Source organism: Streptomyces microflavus (genome assembly GCF_014650075.1).
GTDB classification, from domain to species: domain Bacteria; phylum Actinomycetota; class Actinomycetes; order Streptomycetales; family Streptomycetaceae; genus Streptomyces; species Streptomyces microflavus.
In genome coordinates, this window is sequence record NZ_BMUG01000027.1 from 1 (window position 1) to 15,442 (window position 15,442).

Annotated in this window: 9 protein-coding genes and 3 pseudogenes; 6 read left to right on the plus strand and 6 right to left on the minus strand. The window is 69.4% G+C overall.

What is annotated here, in order from left to right; translation table 11 throughout:
- Nucleotides 1–749 (minus strand): recombinase RecA (gene recA / locus IE264_RS37585; RefSeq protein ID WP_190167932.1); only part of this gene is annotated, 749 nt, incomplete at its 3' end.
- 436 nt (nt 750–1,185) lie between these two features.
- Between recA and IE264_RS37590 the strand changes: the two genes are divergently transcribed.
- Nucleotides 1,186–2,076, plus strand: a complete 891-nt coding sequence (locus IE264_RS37590; RefSeq protein WP_032760983.1) for a S1 family peptidase — start codon at nt 1,186–1,188, stop codon at nt 2,074–2,076.
- A gap of 151 nt (nt 2,077–2,227) precedes the next feature.
- Here the strand turns inward: IE264_RS37590 and IE264_RS37595 are convergent, their stop codons facing one another.
- The 4 genes from IE264_RS37595 to IE264_RS37610 form a co-directional block, all read right to left on the minus strand.
- Nucleotides 2,228–3,133 (minus strand): LysR family transcriptional regulator, encoded by a 906-nt coding sequence (locus tag IE264_RS37595; RefSeq protein WP_032760980.1) that lies wholly within the window; start codon nt 3,131–3,133, stop codon nt 2,228–2,230.
- A gap of 380 nt (nt 3,134–3,513) precedes the next feature.
- The gene (locus tag IE264_RS37600) at nt 3,514–4,215 is read right to left on the minus strand and encodes a type 1 glutamine amidotransferase domain-containing protein (RefSeq protein WP_032760978.1); all 702 of its coding nucleotides are present in this window, start codon (nt 4,213–4,215) and stop codon (nt 3,514–3,516) included.
- A gap of 322 nt (nt 4,216–4,537) precedes the next feature.
- Nucleotides 4,538–4,870, minus strand: coding sequence for a hypothetical protein (locus IE264_RS37605; protein WP_015613119.1), 333 nt, complete (start codon nt 4,868–4,870; stop codon nt 4,538–4,540).
- Nucleotides 4,871–4,879: 9 nt separating this feature from the next.
- Nucleotides 4,880–7,567: a DNRLRE domain-containing protein gene (locus tag IE264_RS37610; RefSeq protein ID WP_229887988.1), complete on the minus strand. Its 2,688-nt coding sequence runs from the start codon at nt 7,565–7,567 to the stop codon at nt 4,880–4,882.
- A 1,261-nt stretch (nt 7,568–8,828) separates the two neighbouring features.
- Between IE264_RS37610 and IE264_RS37615 the strand changes: the two genes are divergently transcribed.
- Entirely contained in the window at nt 8,829–9,428 is a 600-nt protein-coding gene (locus IE264_RS37615; protein ID WP_032760975.1) for a hypothetical protein, read from the plus strand.
- 567 nt (nt 9,429–9,995) lie between these two features.
- Here the strand turns inward: IE264_RS37615 and IE264_RS37620 are convergent.
- Nucleotides 9,996–10,289: pseudogene (locus IE264_RS37620) on the minus strand (hypothetical protein); the annotation flags it as partial.
- A gap of 388 nt (nt 10,290–10,677) precedes the next feature.
- Between IE264_RS37620 and IE264_RS38345 the strand changes: the two are divergent.
- The 4 genes and pseudogenes from IE264_RS38345 to IE264_RS38350 form a co-directional block, all read left to right on the plus strand.
- Nucleotides 10,678–10,938 (plus strand): annotated as a pseudogene (locus tag IE264_RS38345) (response regulator); the annotation flags it as partial.
- 148 nt (nt 10,939–11,086) lie between these two features.
- Nucleotides 11,087–14,236, plus strand: a complete 3,150-nt coding sequence (locus IE264_RS37625) for an ATP-binding protein (RefSeq protein ID WP_032760973.1) — start codon at nt 11,087–11,089, stop codon at nt 14,234–14,236.
- 145 nt (nt 14,237–14,381) lie between these two features.
- Nucleotides 14,382–15,299, plus strand: coding sequence for a TIGR03619 family F420-dependent LLM class oxidoreductase (locus IE264_RS37630; RefSeq protein ID WP_032760971.1), 918 nt, complete (start codon nt 14,382–14,384; stop codon nt 15,297–15,299).
- A gap of 57 nt (nt 15,300–15,356) precedes the next feature.
- Nucleotides 15,357–15,442 (plus strand): annotated as a pseudogene (locus tag IE264_RS38350) (TetR family transcriptional regulator); the annotation flags it as partial.

Sequence of the window (15,442 nt, forward strand, 5' to 3'; positions counted from 1 at the left end):
TTGTTCTTGACGACCTTGACACGGGTGCGGTTACCGACTGCGTCGGTGCCGTCCTTGAGTGTCTCGATGCGCCGGATGTCCAGGCGTACCGAGGCGTAGAACTTCAGCGCCCGGCCACCGGTCGTGGTCTCCGGGGAGCCGAACATCACGCCGATCTTCTCGCGGAGCTGGTTGATGAAGATGGCGGTCGTCCTGGTCTGGCTGAGCGCGCTGGTGATCTTACGGAGCGCCTGACTCATCAGCCGGGCCTGCAACCCCATGTGGGAGGCGCCCATCTCGCCCTCGATCTCGGCGCGGGGCACCAGCGCCGCGACGGAGTCGATCACGATCAGGTCGATCGCGCCGGAGCGGATCAGGATGTCGACGATCTCCAGCGCCTGCTCACCGTTGTCCGGCTGGGACAGGATGAGGTTGTCCGTGTCGACGCCGAGCTTCTTGGCGTACTCCGGGTCCAGCGCGTGCTCGGCGTCGATGAACGCCACCGAGCCGCCGGCCTTCTGCGCGTTCGCCACGGCGTGCAGCGTCAGCGTCGTCTTACCGGAGGACTCCGGCCCGTACACCTCCACCACACGGCCGCGCGGCAGACCCCCCACGCCGAGCGCCACGTCCAGCGCGGTCGACCCGGTGGGGATGACCTCGATGGGCTCGTTCGGCCGCTCGCCGAGGCGCATCACCGCGCCCTTGCCGAACTTCCGCTCGATCTGTGCGAGCGCGGTGTCCAGCGCCTTCTCGTGGTCGGTTCCTGCCATGAGCTTCACCCGGTCCGATGGAGAGGCACGCCGCACGTCGGAGGACGTGAGCGCTCAGTGCCGACAACGGACGTGTCGGAGATTCTAAAAACGAACATCCGATCGATTTTCGTGTCCAGTGAAAGGTACCAAACCGACGGAAGCGCGACGAGTCACACGCCGGAGCCCTTCGGGGGTCGGCTTGGGTGGCCAACGCTCGTTTTCCGCCATCCCCCTCCCTCTCGTGGACACCAATGCACCCATTTGATGGTGTCTGGATCTCGCCGGGCAACTGCATGTCGGCCGGTCTTGTCCTGGGGGGCTTGTGTGGGTGTACCGGTCTGTCCAGCATGGAACAACGTTGTCAGGGACACGTCGACTTGATCGTGTTCCTGGCAACGCGCCATTGGCGTCCACCCAACGCCCCGAGTTCCCCCCACGATCTGGAGGACTTAAAGTGCGACTCTCTCACCCCCACAGCATTTCGAGACGAGCACGACTCATCGCCGGGGCAACCGGCCTCGCCGCCGCCGCGGCGCTCGCCGTCCCCGCCGCCAACGCATCCGCCCAGCCGGCCCCCAAGACGTTCAGCGCCACCGAGCTCAACCGGACGGTCGACTCCGTGCGCACCGCCGACATCGGCGGCACCGCCTGGTATGTCGACACCGCATCGGGCAAGGTCGTCGTCACCGTCGACAGCACGGTCAGCCAGGCCGAGATCGCCAAGATCGAGAACGAGGCCGGCGCGAACGCCGACGCCCTCGTGGTCAAGCACACTCCCGGTAAGTTCTCCAAGCTCATCGCGGGTGGCGAGGCCATCACCACGGGCGGAGCCCGGTGCTCCCTGGGCTTCAACGTGCAGGACGGCGCGGGCACCAAGTACGCCCTGACCGCCGGCCACTGCACCAACATCGGCAGCTCGTGGTCCATCGGCACCACCACCGGATCCAGCTTCCCCGGCAACGACTACGGCATCATCCGGCACTCCGACCCCGGCGCGGCCGACGGTCGTGTCTACCTCTACAACGGCGGCTACCAGGAGATCACCACCGCCGCGGACCCCTCGGTCGGCCAGTCCGTCCAGCGCAGCGGCAGCACCACGGGCCTGCACGGCGGCTCGGTCACCGGCCTCAACGCCACCGTCAATTACGGTGCCGACGGCATCGTCTCCGGCCTGATCCAGACCAACGTCTGCGCCGAGCCGGGCGACAGCGGCGGCGCGCTCTTCTCCGGGAGCACCGCACTCGGCCTCACCTCCGGCGGCAGCGGCAACTGCTCCTCCGGCGGCACCACGTTCTACCAGCCCGTCACCGAGGCGCTCGGCGCCTACGGTGTGAGCATCATCTGATTACCGCACCGACCTAGGGTCTTTCGCCATCGGCCCTGAGTACTGTCCCCGCCCTGCTCGTCGGCGGGGACAGTACTCGTTCCGGAGAAGCCCCGAGCCTTTTCGGCCGTGCAGGTGCCGTCAGCCGGCCGGCAAGGCGGTGCCCCCTTTCTCAGAGTTCTCCCCATCCGGCTGCCGCGTCAGTGAGCCGCTCACGCACAACGGTGAGCGCCGGGTTGGCCGGCGCGCCGCGCCGAACCGCGAGATGGATGGTGTTGAGCGGAGGCGCCTCGGAGCAGTGGAGCTGGACGACCCGGCCCGCAGCCAGCGCCGGTTCAGCGAGGTAGCGCGGCAAGGCAGAGATTCCCGCGCCCGCTTCGACGGCCGCCAGGACCGCGCGGAGGTCAGGGGCAACGAGGGCGACGGGATTGGTGGGACGGTGGCCGAACTCGCTGCGCCAGTAGCGACGCAGGATGGGCAGCTCTTCCCCGTAGGCGACGAGCGGCAGTGCGGCCAGTGCGTCGGCCGGTGCGGTTCGGAGCCGGTCGGCGTCCACGGTCCGGGCCATGGACGGCGGGCCGACGAGGAGGAACTCCTCGTCGGCGAGTGGGACGGCCAGGAGCGCATGGTGTGTGGGCCGGATGGCGGAGACGACCAGGTCGAGCCGGTCTGCGGCCAAGTCGACGAGAAGATCATGGGCCAGGCCGAATGTCGCGTGGAGGTACAGTCCGCGGCCGGTGAGCGGGGCGAGCGCGGGCAGCACCCGTAGGGTCATGATCTCGGCCGCGCCGCCGATCCGTACCGTTCCGCGCAGGGCAGGCTCGGCTTCCGTGGAGCCCAAGGCGTCACGGAGACCGTCCAGGTGCAGGCTCACGCGGCCGGCGAGGGCAGCAGCACGTGGCGTGGGGGTGACCCCCTTGCGGGAGCGGACGAACAGCGACTCCCCGATCTGCTCCTCAAGCCGGGCGAGTTGCCCGGTGACAGCGGGCTGTGTCACGCCCAGCCTCTGGGCGGCCGCGGAGAGGGACCCTGTCCGGTAGATCTCCAGGAATGTGGCCAGCAGGTCCAGGCTCGGCACGCGCTCTTCCTTCTTTCGTGGCCCAGGGCGCCGGTCACCCGGTACGTGCGGCGTGGCAGCTCAGTTTAGGGATGACGCCCCTGCCCGGAGAGAAGCGCGGGCTGGTTCGGGTGTGCTCTCCATGTCAGCGGTCAACGTCCGGACAGAGCCGGTTGCCCCTGCGGTGTATGCCATGGGCGTCTTGGGTGGTGTCGGGACCGCTCGGGGCGACGTCCAGAACCGTGGTCAGGGAACCACCGGCGAGGTGGACGACGTGCACCGGGCACCCGGGGTGCAACCCTTGCACTGCACTGCACTGCACTGAGGGGATGGTCCGACGGCCGGGGGCGCCGGCTTGGCGCCGGTGGTCCCCGGCCGTCGGATAGGGCTCAGCCCTCGATTCAGGCGGCGAGGGCCTTGAGGACGGCATGGGCCGTGGCAGTGCTCGACTGCGGATTCTGGCCCGTGATGAGGTTGCCGTCGATCACGACCGTGTTGCTCCAGGCCGCACCCGTGCGCGGGACCGCTCCCCGGTCCCGCAACCGGGATTCGACGAAGAACGGAGTGTTCTCTCCGAGGCCGCCCTGGAACTCCTCCTCATCCGTGAACGATGTCAGGGTCCGGCCGGCGAACGTGAAGCTGCCGTCGGCCTTGGACGCGCTCAGCAGACCGGCGACACCGTGGCACAGTGCGGCCACGGTCTTGCTCTGCTCGTCGGCATCGTTCAGCAGCCGGCCGAGGTCGGCGTCCTCAGCGAGATCGGCCATCGGTGCATGCCCGCCCGGGATGTAGACCGCGTCGTAGTCACCGACGCTGACATCGGACAGGGCCAGCGGCGTGGCGAGTTCACCCGCGATGCCGGCGAGGTACGTCTGGAACTCCTCCGCGTCCGCCGGGGAGACACCGCCCTGCTCGCTGAGGCTGAGCGCATCGACGCTGGGCTTCGCACCGCCCGGGGTAGCGACGTCCACCTCTACGCCGGCGGCCTTGAGGACGCGGTGAGATGCAGCGACCTCCTCGGCCCAGTAGCCGGTGGGGTGGGTGGAGCCGTCAGCCAGCTGCAGAGTGGTGGCGGCAGAGATGACCATAAGGATCTTCGACATGGATGTGCCTGCTTGTCGGTAGGAAACGGGATGTCACGCGGCGAGCCGCATGCCGCCGGATGTCGGGCGGCTGTGGGAACAACCCCAGAATCCATCACCCATCATCCATCGACATCCCATGAACCATAAGAAATCTTATGACCCCTCTGTCTCCCAGGAGGTCCCCCGTGGCTGATGGTCACCACTCGGTTCGACTCGGTGTGAGGCAGTGAGGCCGTGGCTGTGAGTTCGTAAGGACAGACGAATCACACGCCGTTCGTGTCCGCCCGGCTGAGGCGAAACCGGCCCGCCGCACGGTTGGTGCGGCGGGCCGGGGGAGTGGTCAGAGGTAGGGCAGTGGTCCTGGGAGCAGCCACGTGGTGGAGGCTGCGCCGCACAGGATGCATACGGCGTTTGCCGCCCAGCGGGGGGCGCCGAGCTTCGCCGTGGCGTCGGCTGCTTCAGCTGTGATGAGTAGTCCGCTGAGGAGTACGAGGACGCTTGAGGACCAGGTGATCTCCGGGCGGCCGATGCTGAGCCAGCCGACCGCGATCCCGAGCAGGCAGAGCCCGGTGTACAGCACGGGAGGTTCGGGGCGGGTGCGGACCTTGTTGACCCGGCGGTGGGTGAGGATCACCGCGAACTGCGCGAGCAGTGCCGCGAGGGCGATCAGCATGGAGAGCTCCTAGAACTTGCAGGCGTTCTTGACCGCGGTGATCCCGAGCAGGGCCGCGACGGCCTTGCGGTGTGCCGAGGTCATCTTCCGGCGCTTGGCGTAGGTGCGGATGAGGTTGGCGGTCTTCTTCACGCCGATGCGCTTCACCAGGCGGACTGCCGTCCAGACCTTCGTGGAGGAGCCGGCGGGGGTCAGGGCGAAGACGACGCTTGCCACGGTCGCCGCGCACTTGGTGATCTTCCAGGTGGTCGACCAGAAGCCGGGGTCGATGACGATGGGGAAGGCGCTGGAGGCGTTGAAGTCCACGCTCTGGACGATCTTGTTGCCGACGACCTTGTAGCTGGTGGGGATGGAGCGGCCGTTGGCATCCTTCGCCCAGGGGGCGTCGAAGAAGGCTGCGGCTTCCTTGGCCGGTGCCACGTCGGGGTTGGTGTCGCCCGGCGAGTAGAGGGAGACGGAACCGTCGTCGTGCGTCACCACGGTCATGCCGGCGGGGATCTGGAAGCTGGTTTCGTAGGCCTTGGGCGCCGCGCTGTTCTTCAGGATGTTCAGGGTGCGCGAGCCGCCGTCCGTGGTGGGCTGGACCACGGTGTCCACGGGGCCGGAGGTGTTGTAGACGACGTTGCCGCCGACCTGCGTGCCCTGGGAACCGGCCTCCGGGATGGAGAGCTGGTTGGGCATGATGTCGTTCTTGATGTTGATGGACTTGTTCTTACCGTCCCAGGGGATGGAGACGATGTTGTCCTCGGTCACCGCGATGGAGGCGTAGGTGGAGTCCGAGGAGGTCGCCGCGGTGACGTCCGCGGCGTCGGAGTAGGTGTTGGCAAGACCGAGGGTGTTCTCGGCCGCCGTCGGCTTCCAGGCGGTGTCGACGGTGAAACGGACCGGGGCGGACCAGCCGTTCGCGTAGTGCTCCCCGTCGAAGGCGGTGGTGCGGAAGCTGTAGGTCTTGCCGTTGGTCAGCTTGCCTGCGGGGACCTTGACCTGCGAGGTGCTGTTCGCGGCCGCCGGGTCGGCGTTGAGCGTGGTCACGACCTTCCCGGTCGCGGTGTCGGTGATCTCGTACGTGCCCACGATGCTGTCGTCGCCGTTGGTGTCCTCGGTGGAGAACCTCAGCGTCGGGGTCGTGGAGTTGACCTTGAAGATCCCGCCGGTGGAGATGAAGGGGGCGCCTGCCTGCAGGTTGGTGCCGTTGTAGGGGCGGTAGTTGTAGGTCACCTCCAGAGTGGGGATCTTGGTCTGGTCGGCGACGTCGGCGGAGTAGAAGCGCTTCCAACCGTAGACGTCGTCCTCGTTGGTGGCCTTGAGGGCGATGCTCCCCGTCTCGGCCTTGGCGGAGGACCAGGTCCGCGCGAGCGAAGTGACGTCGGCGGTGGCCCAGCCCTCGGTCTTGCACGCCGCCGACTTCGTGTCCGAAGTCGTGGCGATCTTGTCGGTGCGTGTCGGCTGCTTGGTCCAGCGGGTGTTCTTGTCAGCGGCTCCCGAGGCCCATACCTCCCAGTCGCGCTTCTCGCACGACCAGGAGTGGTAGTTCCACATCTTCAGCGAGGCCTTCGATACGAGCGCGTCGGCGAAGTTCGAGGTCCGGAAGGTGAGGAAGGAGCGCGCGATGCGCTTGGTGCTTCCCTCGTAGTCCCCGGGCCAGCCGACCTTCAGGTCGGTGTTCACCGACTGGTCGGTGGTGTCGCCGCCCTGCACGAAGGTGTCGAAGAGGACGTCGAGGGCATCGGTGGAGGGGTCGATCGTGACCGGGTACTGAGTGTTCTCGTCAGTGAGCCACCCGGTGTCGGGCCGCAGGGAGAGCTCGGCGGTGTTGCCGCTCTGAGTCACCGTCATGGCGACCTTTTTGCGGTTGGTGTGCTCCAGCGAGCGAGCGTCGACCTGGCTGTCCCACATCGTGGGAGCCGGCATCGTCGCGACGATCTCCCCGGATGCACTCCGGAAGTCGACGCCTCCGCCGGCGCCCGGCTCAGCCTCCATGCCGTCCGGGAGGACGAGCGGCATCACCAGAGGAGCCCCGTCCTTCGGCTGCTTGCGCAGCTTCAGGTACTGCTCGAAGCCCGTCCGGGTGGCCTCGACAACAAGGTCGCCTCCCGGTACGGCGTCGGGGTATGTGGCCACATTGTCGGCCAGCCGCGGGGCGGGCAGTCCGCCCTTCCACTGCAACGCGATCTTCTGGTCGCCCCTCCCGAGGGTGACCAGGTCGCGGGCAGCACCCTCAGGTGCGGCCGCAGCGGCCTTCAGCGACCGTGCCGTGCTGCCGCCCGCTCCGGCCATCCGCAGGCCCTCGGGGTGCGCGGCGGCAGTCACCTCACCGCCGGCAGCGCGCTTCAGATCGAGATCGACATCGACCCAGCGACCGTCCTTGATCATGCGCACAGGGCCGGCCGCGGAGGTGCGCGTGAGCGTTCCGTCCGCGTTGGCGTGGACCGTGTCGGTCTCGGTGCGCATCTGGAGAACCTCTACCCGGCGCTCCTGCATCTTCGCGGCAGTCAGGGCGGCTTCGGGGGTCTCCGCCTCGGTTATGGGGTGCTCCGCGAGGGCCTGAGCGGTGTCGAGCAGGTCCGAGACGGCTTGCTCGGTCGCACTGTCAGTCGCGTTGCCGCGATCGTCCGCAGTGGCCAGGTACGGCGTGGACAGCAGCATTGCGCCAGCTGTCGCGATGGCGACGGTCCCCGTACGCCAAGAGGTCTTCACTTATGTACTCCCCATCATCACGGTCAGGCGCGAGGCGCGCCGGGAGACCGTGCGGTTTCTTGATCGAGGAGGAACTTAGCATGTTCATACTTATGCGTTCTATATGGCCTCAGATGGCCATCTGGGCCATAGGGGCTCAAAGTTCTAACTGTCCGTATTGATCCTCCAATTGGGGATCGCACCCATCGGATCCTGCCGACTCCTCACATCGACAGAAACTGGCCGCGCCCGCTGACCAGGTCGGTGACCTGGGTGTGGGCCTCCTCGGTGTCCAGGTCTCGCTCTGGCTCGCCTCCTGCGTCGACCCTGCGGAGTGCGCGCAACGAAGGGCGCCTGCCAGGGAATCCCGGTCAGGCGCCCTTTTGCGGTGCCTAGAAGAAGCCCAGCTCCTTCGGCGAGTACGACACCAGAAGGTTCTTCGTCTGCTGGTAGTGCACGCCTCCCATGGCCCCTGAGCAGCGGAAACGGCCACTACGCGGCCAAGCCGTAGGCGGCTGGTCCGCGTATGGCCCGGATCTTGGTCGGCACGGAGTGCACCCCTGACTGTCGGCCCGTGGCGGCAGCGAGCTGGCGGGTTGCTCCGGGACCGGCTTGGCGCCGTGTCCGCGGGGGTGTTCCGGTCGTACGAGGCGAGTACGGGCCCGGCCCGGGGTCCTCCCCGCCGACGCAGGGGTGATCCGCAACACCCTGTTTCGCGGGCCCTTGGGCCCGAGGCGCGCACCGCGGGTACGTCATAGCGGTTGACGGCTAGGTACGTCTCCGGCGTTGCCGCTTCCAGGAGGTCCTCGTTGCCCGCCAGATCGAGTTCCGGCTCCTCGGGGCCGCGTAGCAGATCACGCCAGTCGCTCGAGCCCCCCTGCTCGTAGGCGTTGCGGAGCAGGTCACGCAACAGCGGGCGCATCTCTTCCTGCTGCTCGCGGAAGATCCTTCGCTGGGTGAGCCGTTGTACTTCCTGGGCTTCATCGGGGCCCGGCTGTTTGCGGCGCGCGAGCTCATCGGGGGTAGGTACCTACCGGGTGATGTACGGGGTGCCACTGAAGCCGACTATGACCGTGTGCCGCAGCACGTCGTCGTCGGCGTAGAAGATGTGCTCGATCTCCAGACAGGCCCGGTCGGGTGAGGGCATCTGGTGGGCTGGGCGAAATCCGGTGGACTCTTAACAGGCCCCTACGGAATTGTCGATGACGCTCAAAGATGGCTGTGCGCCCGGGAGTTCGGGCGCACGACGAGGGGAAACCGTATGCGAGCTTCACGATCAACCATGCCCATAACCGCTGTCATCTGCACGGTGGCAGCAGCCTTCAGCCTCGGCACATCGTCCGCGTCAGCACAGGACGGATCCTCGGGCGAGTCCGCAACTCGGTACGTCGAGATCGACAGGGACGCGCGGCCTGCCGTCGAGGGCACCTCTGTCACCGAGTGGGGCAAGACCAAGTCTGGAGAGTCCTACTCCTTCACTTACCGCGCCGGCGAGGCCAAGCCGGACAACGACAAGGTGGCCGCCGCGGCCGCGAAGTGCTCCATCTACATCTCGGACGTGTCCTTCCGCGGTAGCGGCGCCAACGCCTGGTTCACCTGGGAGACCTCGCAAGTCTGCAGCGGCTCGTACGGGTCCCAGCGCATCGAGACCCAGATGTGGCGCAGCTCCTGGAGCGGCCCGCGCGGCTACGACGTCTGGCACGGCACGAAGTCCACCACGAAGTCGTTTATCGACTACGGCTGGTCGGTCGACTGCAACGACGGCGGCGGCACCTACACCTACTACCTTGTCATGAAGGGGTTCGCCACCGGCGTCGGCTCCAGCCCGACCACCCGGGCCGACAACGAGCTCCGGAAGAACTGCGGCACCAACGCTCCGTAGGAGGAGACATGGCCCCGGCTCCCGAGGAACGCTACCCCCGCGAGGGACGGTCTCTGGACCCTCTGACCAGCTCAGAGCGTGGCCACTCGATCAGCTACTCGACCTCCACGCCGACGATCCAGCGGATCTGGTGGCGGGTAAGGACAGCGCTGCGCCTGCCGGTGCGAGCCCGGCGCGGGCAGCGTTGAGCGGGCAACTCCTCAGACAGGCCGGCCCCGTATCCCTCGTTCCTTGAGGCGGTACGGGACTGGCCTCGTGTTGGGTGAGCCGGTACGGGACTGGCCTCGTGTTGGGTGAGCCGGTGGGACGGAGGCCGTGGCGTGCGGCGGACGGCCCCCAGACCCACCCCGGCGAAACCGAGGGCATGTGCGAGGCGCTCCAGACCGACCGCCCGAACAGGCCGCCGACTTCGCCTACGAGGGCCTCCTCGCCATGGCCCAGGAGATCGGCCCCCCCCCGATCTCAGCGGCCTCACCGAAGCCGGGGGCTGCTCAGGCGAACAGCTCGATCACGAGGACGCTCGTCCCACCCCTGGATCGCCGTACGGACCCTGGCCGCCGTCTCCGGGGCGACACCTCTGCGGATGGCGATGCTCCGCAGGTACGTCTCGGCTCCCTGGAGGAGCCCAGAGCGCGATGACGTGACGACCCTGGTGGTGGTCAGGGAGATGTTGATGTCCCCGTACGTCGGCAGCCCCTCGGCGGTCGTGACGATGCCGTCCCCGTCCTTGTCCGCGCTCCTGTCCGGGCAGCGGAAGTCATGGCCGTCGGTGGAACCGTGGATGTGCTGCGCGTGCGGCTGGCCGGGGACCAGCCCCTGGGCCTCGATCTTCACCGTCGGCTTGTCGCCCTCCAGGCTGACCTGCTTCGACCTTAACCGGGGACAGACCACGCCGCGGCAGGGGCGCCCGCCACACATGCGAGTGATCTCATCTGCCAGGCAAAGAGCCTCTTGGGCTCACGAAAGCGAGCTGAATAACTTCATTTGCGTCGCTTCAGCCAATCCGTATGCCTGCCCGTGACGAATAGCTGTTGGAGGAGGCGCGGGTCAGCCGCACTCCCGACGGAAGGTGACCGGCATGCTCACGTTGGCCTTGATCGGGTTGCTGGGAGGGATGACAAGGCCCCGCGCACCGCACGCCTCGAACTGCGCCTGGGCGAGGGGCTGCAGGCGTACGTCTTCACCTTCGGATAGGCCAGACCTCTGGATCCGGCCGCGGCCAGCGAGAAATCCTTCTGCTTCAGGCGCGATGACCACCGCTGGGGAACACGCTCCTGACACGCCCTCCGGCTCGCCCCGCTACCGCATTCTCCTCATCGAGGACGACCTGGGAGATGCTCTGCTCGTCGAGGAACTCCTCCACGACACGGGGCTGTCCTTCGAGCTGACCACCCGCACCAGCCAGGCCGAAGCCCGCACCGAACTGGCCTCAAGCCGGGCCGACCGCATTCTCCTCGACCTGCACCTGCCGGACCTGTCCGGCATCGCCGCGCTCACCGCTGTACGGACGCCACCGACGACGGGTGACGGCCCGTCGCCCGTGCGACGCGGCCCTTTTCCGTACGCCGCCCGGCAGCGGTGGCAACCGGGCTCTCCCCCGTACCCCGCCCCGCCACACGCCTGTTCGGGCCGCCTCCGGCCGTGGGTGACAATGGCGCATGCGTTTCGGACTGCTGGGCCGCCTGGACGTGCTGACCGGCACGGGTGTTGCCGTGCGTCCTCCCGGTGCCCTTCCCCGTGCGATCGTCGCCCGGCTGCTTCTCGGCCGCGGCGCGGTCGTGCAGCGGGACGTCATCATCGACGAGCTGTGGTGGGAGAGGGAGACCAAGGACCCGGTCAACGCCCTTCAGGTGCAGGTGACCAAGTTGCGGTCCGCCTTCGCGGCAGCCGGGGAGCCCGACCGCTTCGTGAGCGGCCACGGCGGATACCGGCTGGTACTGGCCGACGCTGACGAACTCGACACCGTCCTGTTCGAGGACGCCTTGCGCGAGGGCCGGGACCATCTGCGCGCGCAGCGGTACGACGCCGCCGAACAGCGGCTCCGGGCCGGGCTGTCCCGCTGGCGCGGACGTGCGCTCGACGACCTCTTCGGCCGGCCCTTCGATGCCGAGCGCACCCGCCTGGAAGGCCTCAGGGCGGCCGCCGTCGAGGAGGCGGCCGACGCCGGCCTGGCACTGGGCCGGGCGGCGGAGCTCGTACCGGAACTCGCCGCCGCCGTGCGCGAGGAGCCGCTGCGCGAGGGGGTACGCCGCCGGTACATGCTCGCGCTGTACCGCTCCGGGCGGCACACGGAAGCCCTCGCTGCCTACGAGGAGGGCCGCAAGATCCTCGACGTCGAGCTCGGGGCCGACCCGTCCCCGGAACTGCGCTCCCTGCACTCCTCGATCCTCCGCCACGACCCGTCGCTACGGGGGACGACCTCGGTCTCACCGGCCACCGCCCCGGCCCCCGCCGCCGCGGCGGCACGCGGAGGGAACCTCCTGCGCCCCCTGGGCCCGTTCATCGGCCGACGGGACGACCTCGCGGCGCTGCGGCAGCGGATCGAGGCCCGGCGGCTCGTCACGGTCGTGGGTCCCGGCGGCGTCGGCAAGACCCGTCTCACGCTGGAAGTCTGCGGCCTGCTGGCCCCGGGACGCGATGCCGTGTGGTGGGTGGACCTTGCCGCGGCCGACGCACAGGGCGCACAGGCGAGCGTCACCGCCGCCCTCGGTCTCTCCGACGCGAGCGTGCCGCCCGGCCAGCTGCCCCACGACCCCGTGCACCGCCTCACCGCCTTCCTGGCGGAACGGCACGTCGTGCTGGCCCTCGACAACTGCGAGCACGTCCTCGACGCGATAGCGCCCCTGGTCGGCGCGGTGCTCCAGCGATGCCCCCGGCTCACCGTCGTGGCCACGAGCAGGGAGCCCCTCGCGCTGTACGGCGAGGTCCTCCACACCCTCGCGCCGATGTCGGCCGAGGATTCCGCCGAACTCTTCAGCGTCCGTGCCCTGATGGTCGATCCGGCGTTCGCCACGGACGAGCGGACGAGTCAGGACGTCCTCGCCCTCGTCCGCAGACTGGAGGGGCTGCCCCTGGCCGTCGAGCTGGCGGTGCCGCACGTCAGAATGCTCTCGCCGCACGAGATCACCCTGCGGCTCGACGACCGGTTCGCCCTGCTGAGCAAAGGGGACCGGACCGCCCCGGCGAGGCATCGGACACTGCGTGCCGTCCTCGACTGGAGCTACGCCCTCCTCGACGCGCAGGAGCAGTCCCTGCTGGCCCGGCTCTCCCTGTACGTCGGCGGCTGCTCGCTGCGGGGCGCGGAGGAAGCCGCTCTGCTCCCCGGCGCGGACGGCACGGAACTCGTCCATGTGATGACCCAACTGGTCGAGAAATCCCTGCTGTTCCCCGTCCGGGAAGAGGGCGGCACCCGGGTCCAGATGCTGGAGACGGTCCGGGAGTACGCGCGGGAGCGGCTGTACGAGGACGACGGCCGGGGTACCGAGGCGGAGGAGGCGTTCACTGCGTGGGCGATGTCGTTCGCCGAAGCGGCGGTCTCGGGGCTCTCTTCCGACGACCAGGGGGCCTGGGCCGCGCGCACGGCGGAGGAGGCCACCAACCTTCGCGCCGCCTCCGCCCTGCTGGCAGCACGGTCCCGGTCCGCCGACGTGCTCCTGATCGAGGCCCGCCTCGGATACTTCTGGTTCATCAGCGGGCGCGAGGAGGAAGGCATCCAGCGCCTCGCCCGGGCCCTGGCCGCGTACGACGCCGATGCGCCCGCCCGCACGGAGGCGCCGACGTGGGCCGAGGAGTGGGCCTTCTACTACACGATCGCCTGGCTCTCCTGGCTGAGCCACATCGTCGGACGCCACGCCGACGCCCGCGGGTACGGCATACGGAACCAGGGGTACTGGCAGAGCGCCGGCCACCCCGATCTCGCCGTTCTGGGCCCCTGCTACGACGCGCTGCTCGCCCTGCTCAACGCCGACGGCCAGGTGGAGGAGCTGTTCTCCGCCGCCGAGGCGGGCATCGTGGGCACCGAGCACCACTGGGACCGGGCGAACCTCCAGGCGGCCTGGTCCCAGTGGTGCCTCGGCACGGGCGACGCGCCTGGCGCCCGGGACCACGGGCGGACCGGTGTGGAGGCGGCGACCCAGGCGCACGACGCCTTCTCCCGCGCCACCTGCCTGGTCTTCTGCGGGGACGCGGAGGAGAGCGGCGGGCGGCCGGAGCGAGCGCGTGAGCAGTGGGGCGAGGCCGCGGAGGTCTTCCGGACCATCGGTGCGCGCGGACGGCTGGGCTTCGCCCTCGTCCGGCTGGCCTACCTGGACCTCGGCGAAGGACGCCCCGACGCGGCCGAGCCCCGGCTCGCCGAGGCCGCGTCCCTGGCCGACGGGCTGACCTCGGCCGACCTGACGGCCGCCGTGGGCAACCTGCGTGCGCTGCTGGCCGCGCACCGGGGGCTGCTCGCCGAGGCTGGAGAAGTCTTCGCCCAGGTGTGGGCCATGCACGAGGCGCCGCCCACCCGCAGGGCGGTGGCCGGTCTGGGGCTCGTGGCCGTGGCCCGGTCGTCGGCCGACCAGGAGGCCGCGACGGGGGAGCCGGCCGACGAACCGCCGGGGCGGACCGCGCCGCCACGGCCGGCCGAACTGCTCCGGCAGGTGACCGCGGTACACGGGCGGGTACTCGAACCCCTGGCGCATCGGGCCGTGGGCCGGCTCCTGGCGGACTGGGGCGGCCGGTGCGGGGAGGAGGGGCGCCCCGGCGACGGGCCCCTCCTGCACGAGTGGCTGTTCCGCGGCCCGTCGGTCCGGGCGGCCTTCAGCTGACGGCCGCGCCCCGTTCGCGTACCCGCTCCGCATCCCGTGTGAACCGGCCCGCAGACCCGGTCGTAGTACGAGTGTCGTGGCGGTGCGGTGGCTCTCGGCCCGCCCCGCCGGGACCTTCGAGCCTGACAGCGAAAGGGCGGTACACATGCTCAAGATCGGCCTGGGCGCACCCCAGTACGGCGTGTTCGCGGACCCCTCCACCATCGCCTCGTGCGCGATCGCGGCGGAAGACATCGGATACGACAGCCTCTGGGTTGGGGACCGCGCACTGGTCCCCGACGAACCCCATGACCCCTACCCCGGGGGCGGCCCCGTGCCGCCGGAGTACCGGACGTTCCTGGACCCGGTCGCCCTGCTCTCCTTCCTCGCCCACGCGACCCAGCGGGTCCGCCTGGGCACCAGCACGCTGAACGCGCCCTTCTACTCCCCGGTGCTCCTGGCCCGTTCACTCGCCACCGTGGACATCCTGAGCGGCGGGCGCCTCGACGCCGGTCTCGGCCTGGGATGGTCCTCGGACGAGTACGAGGCCATAGGCGTCCCCTGGCAAGGGCGCGGGGCGCGGCTGGAAGAGATCCTGGACGTACTCGAACGGGCCTGGTCGGACGGTCCGTTGGAGCACGAGGGCCGGCTCTGGAGGGTCAGCAGGTCGCACCTGGACGCCGTGCCCGTCCAGCGGCCTCGGCCGCCCCTGCTCCTCGGCGGGTTCTCCGCCGCCACCGTGGAGCGGATCGGCCGCCGGGCGGACGGCTGGCTGGGGGTGGGGCTGCCCGTCCCGCAGCTCTCCTACGTCATCGCGCAGATCCGGCAGAGCGCCGAGACCCATGGGCGCGACCCCCAGGCGCTGCGCATGGTCATTCGGGTGAACCCGTTGGTCCAGGCTGAAGAGGCGCACACCGACCAGGTTCCGGGGCGGGGAACGGTGCGGCAGCTGGCGGACTATCTGCTCGCCGCGCACACGGCGGGAGCCGACGAGGTGCTGGTCGATCTCCAGCAGACAGCCCGGAGCGGCACCGAACTAATCGCTCTGGCGCACCAGTTGCACGAGCTGCTCCGGCAGGGCTGACCCCCGCGCTGATGCGATGCGTCAGGCGCTGGGCCGACAAGAGAGGCCCGTCGGGCTCTGCGCCGCAGTGAGAGAGCACGCCGTGCGACGCTGCAGGCAGCGCTCGACCTCTGTACGGAGAAGGGGTACGGGCGCGTCACGGT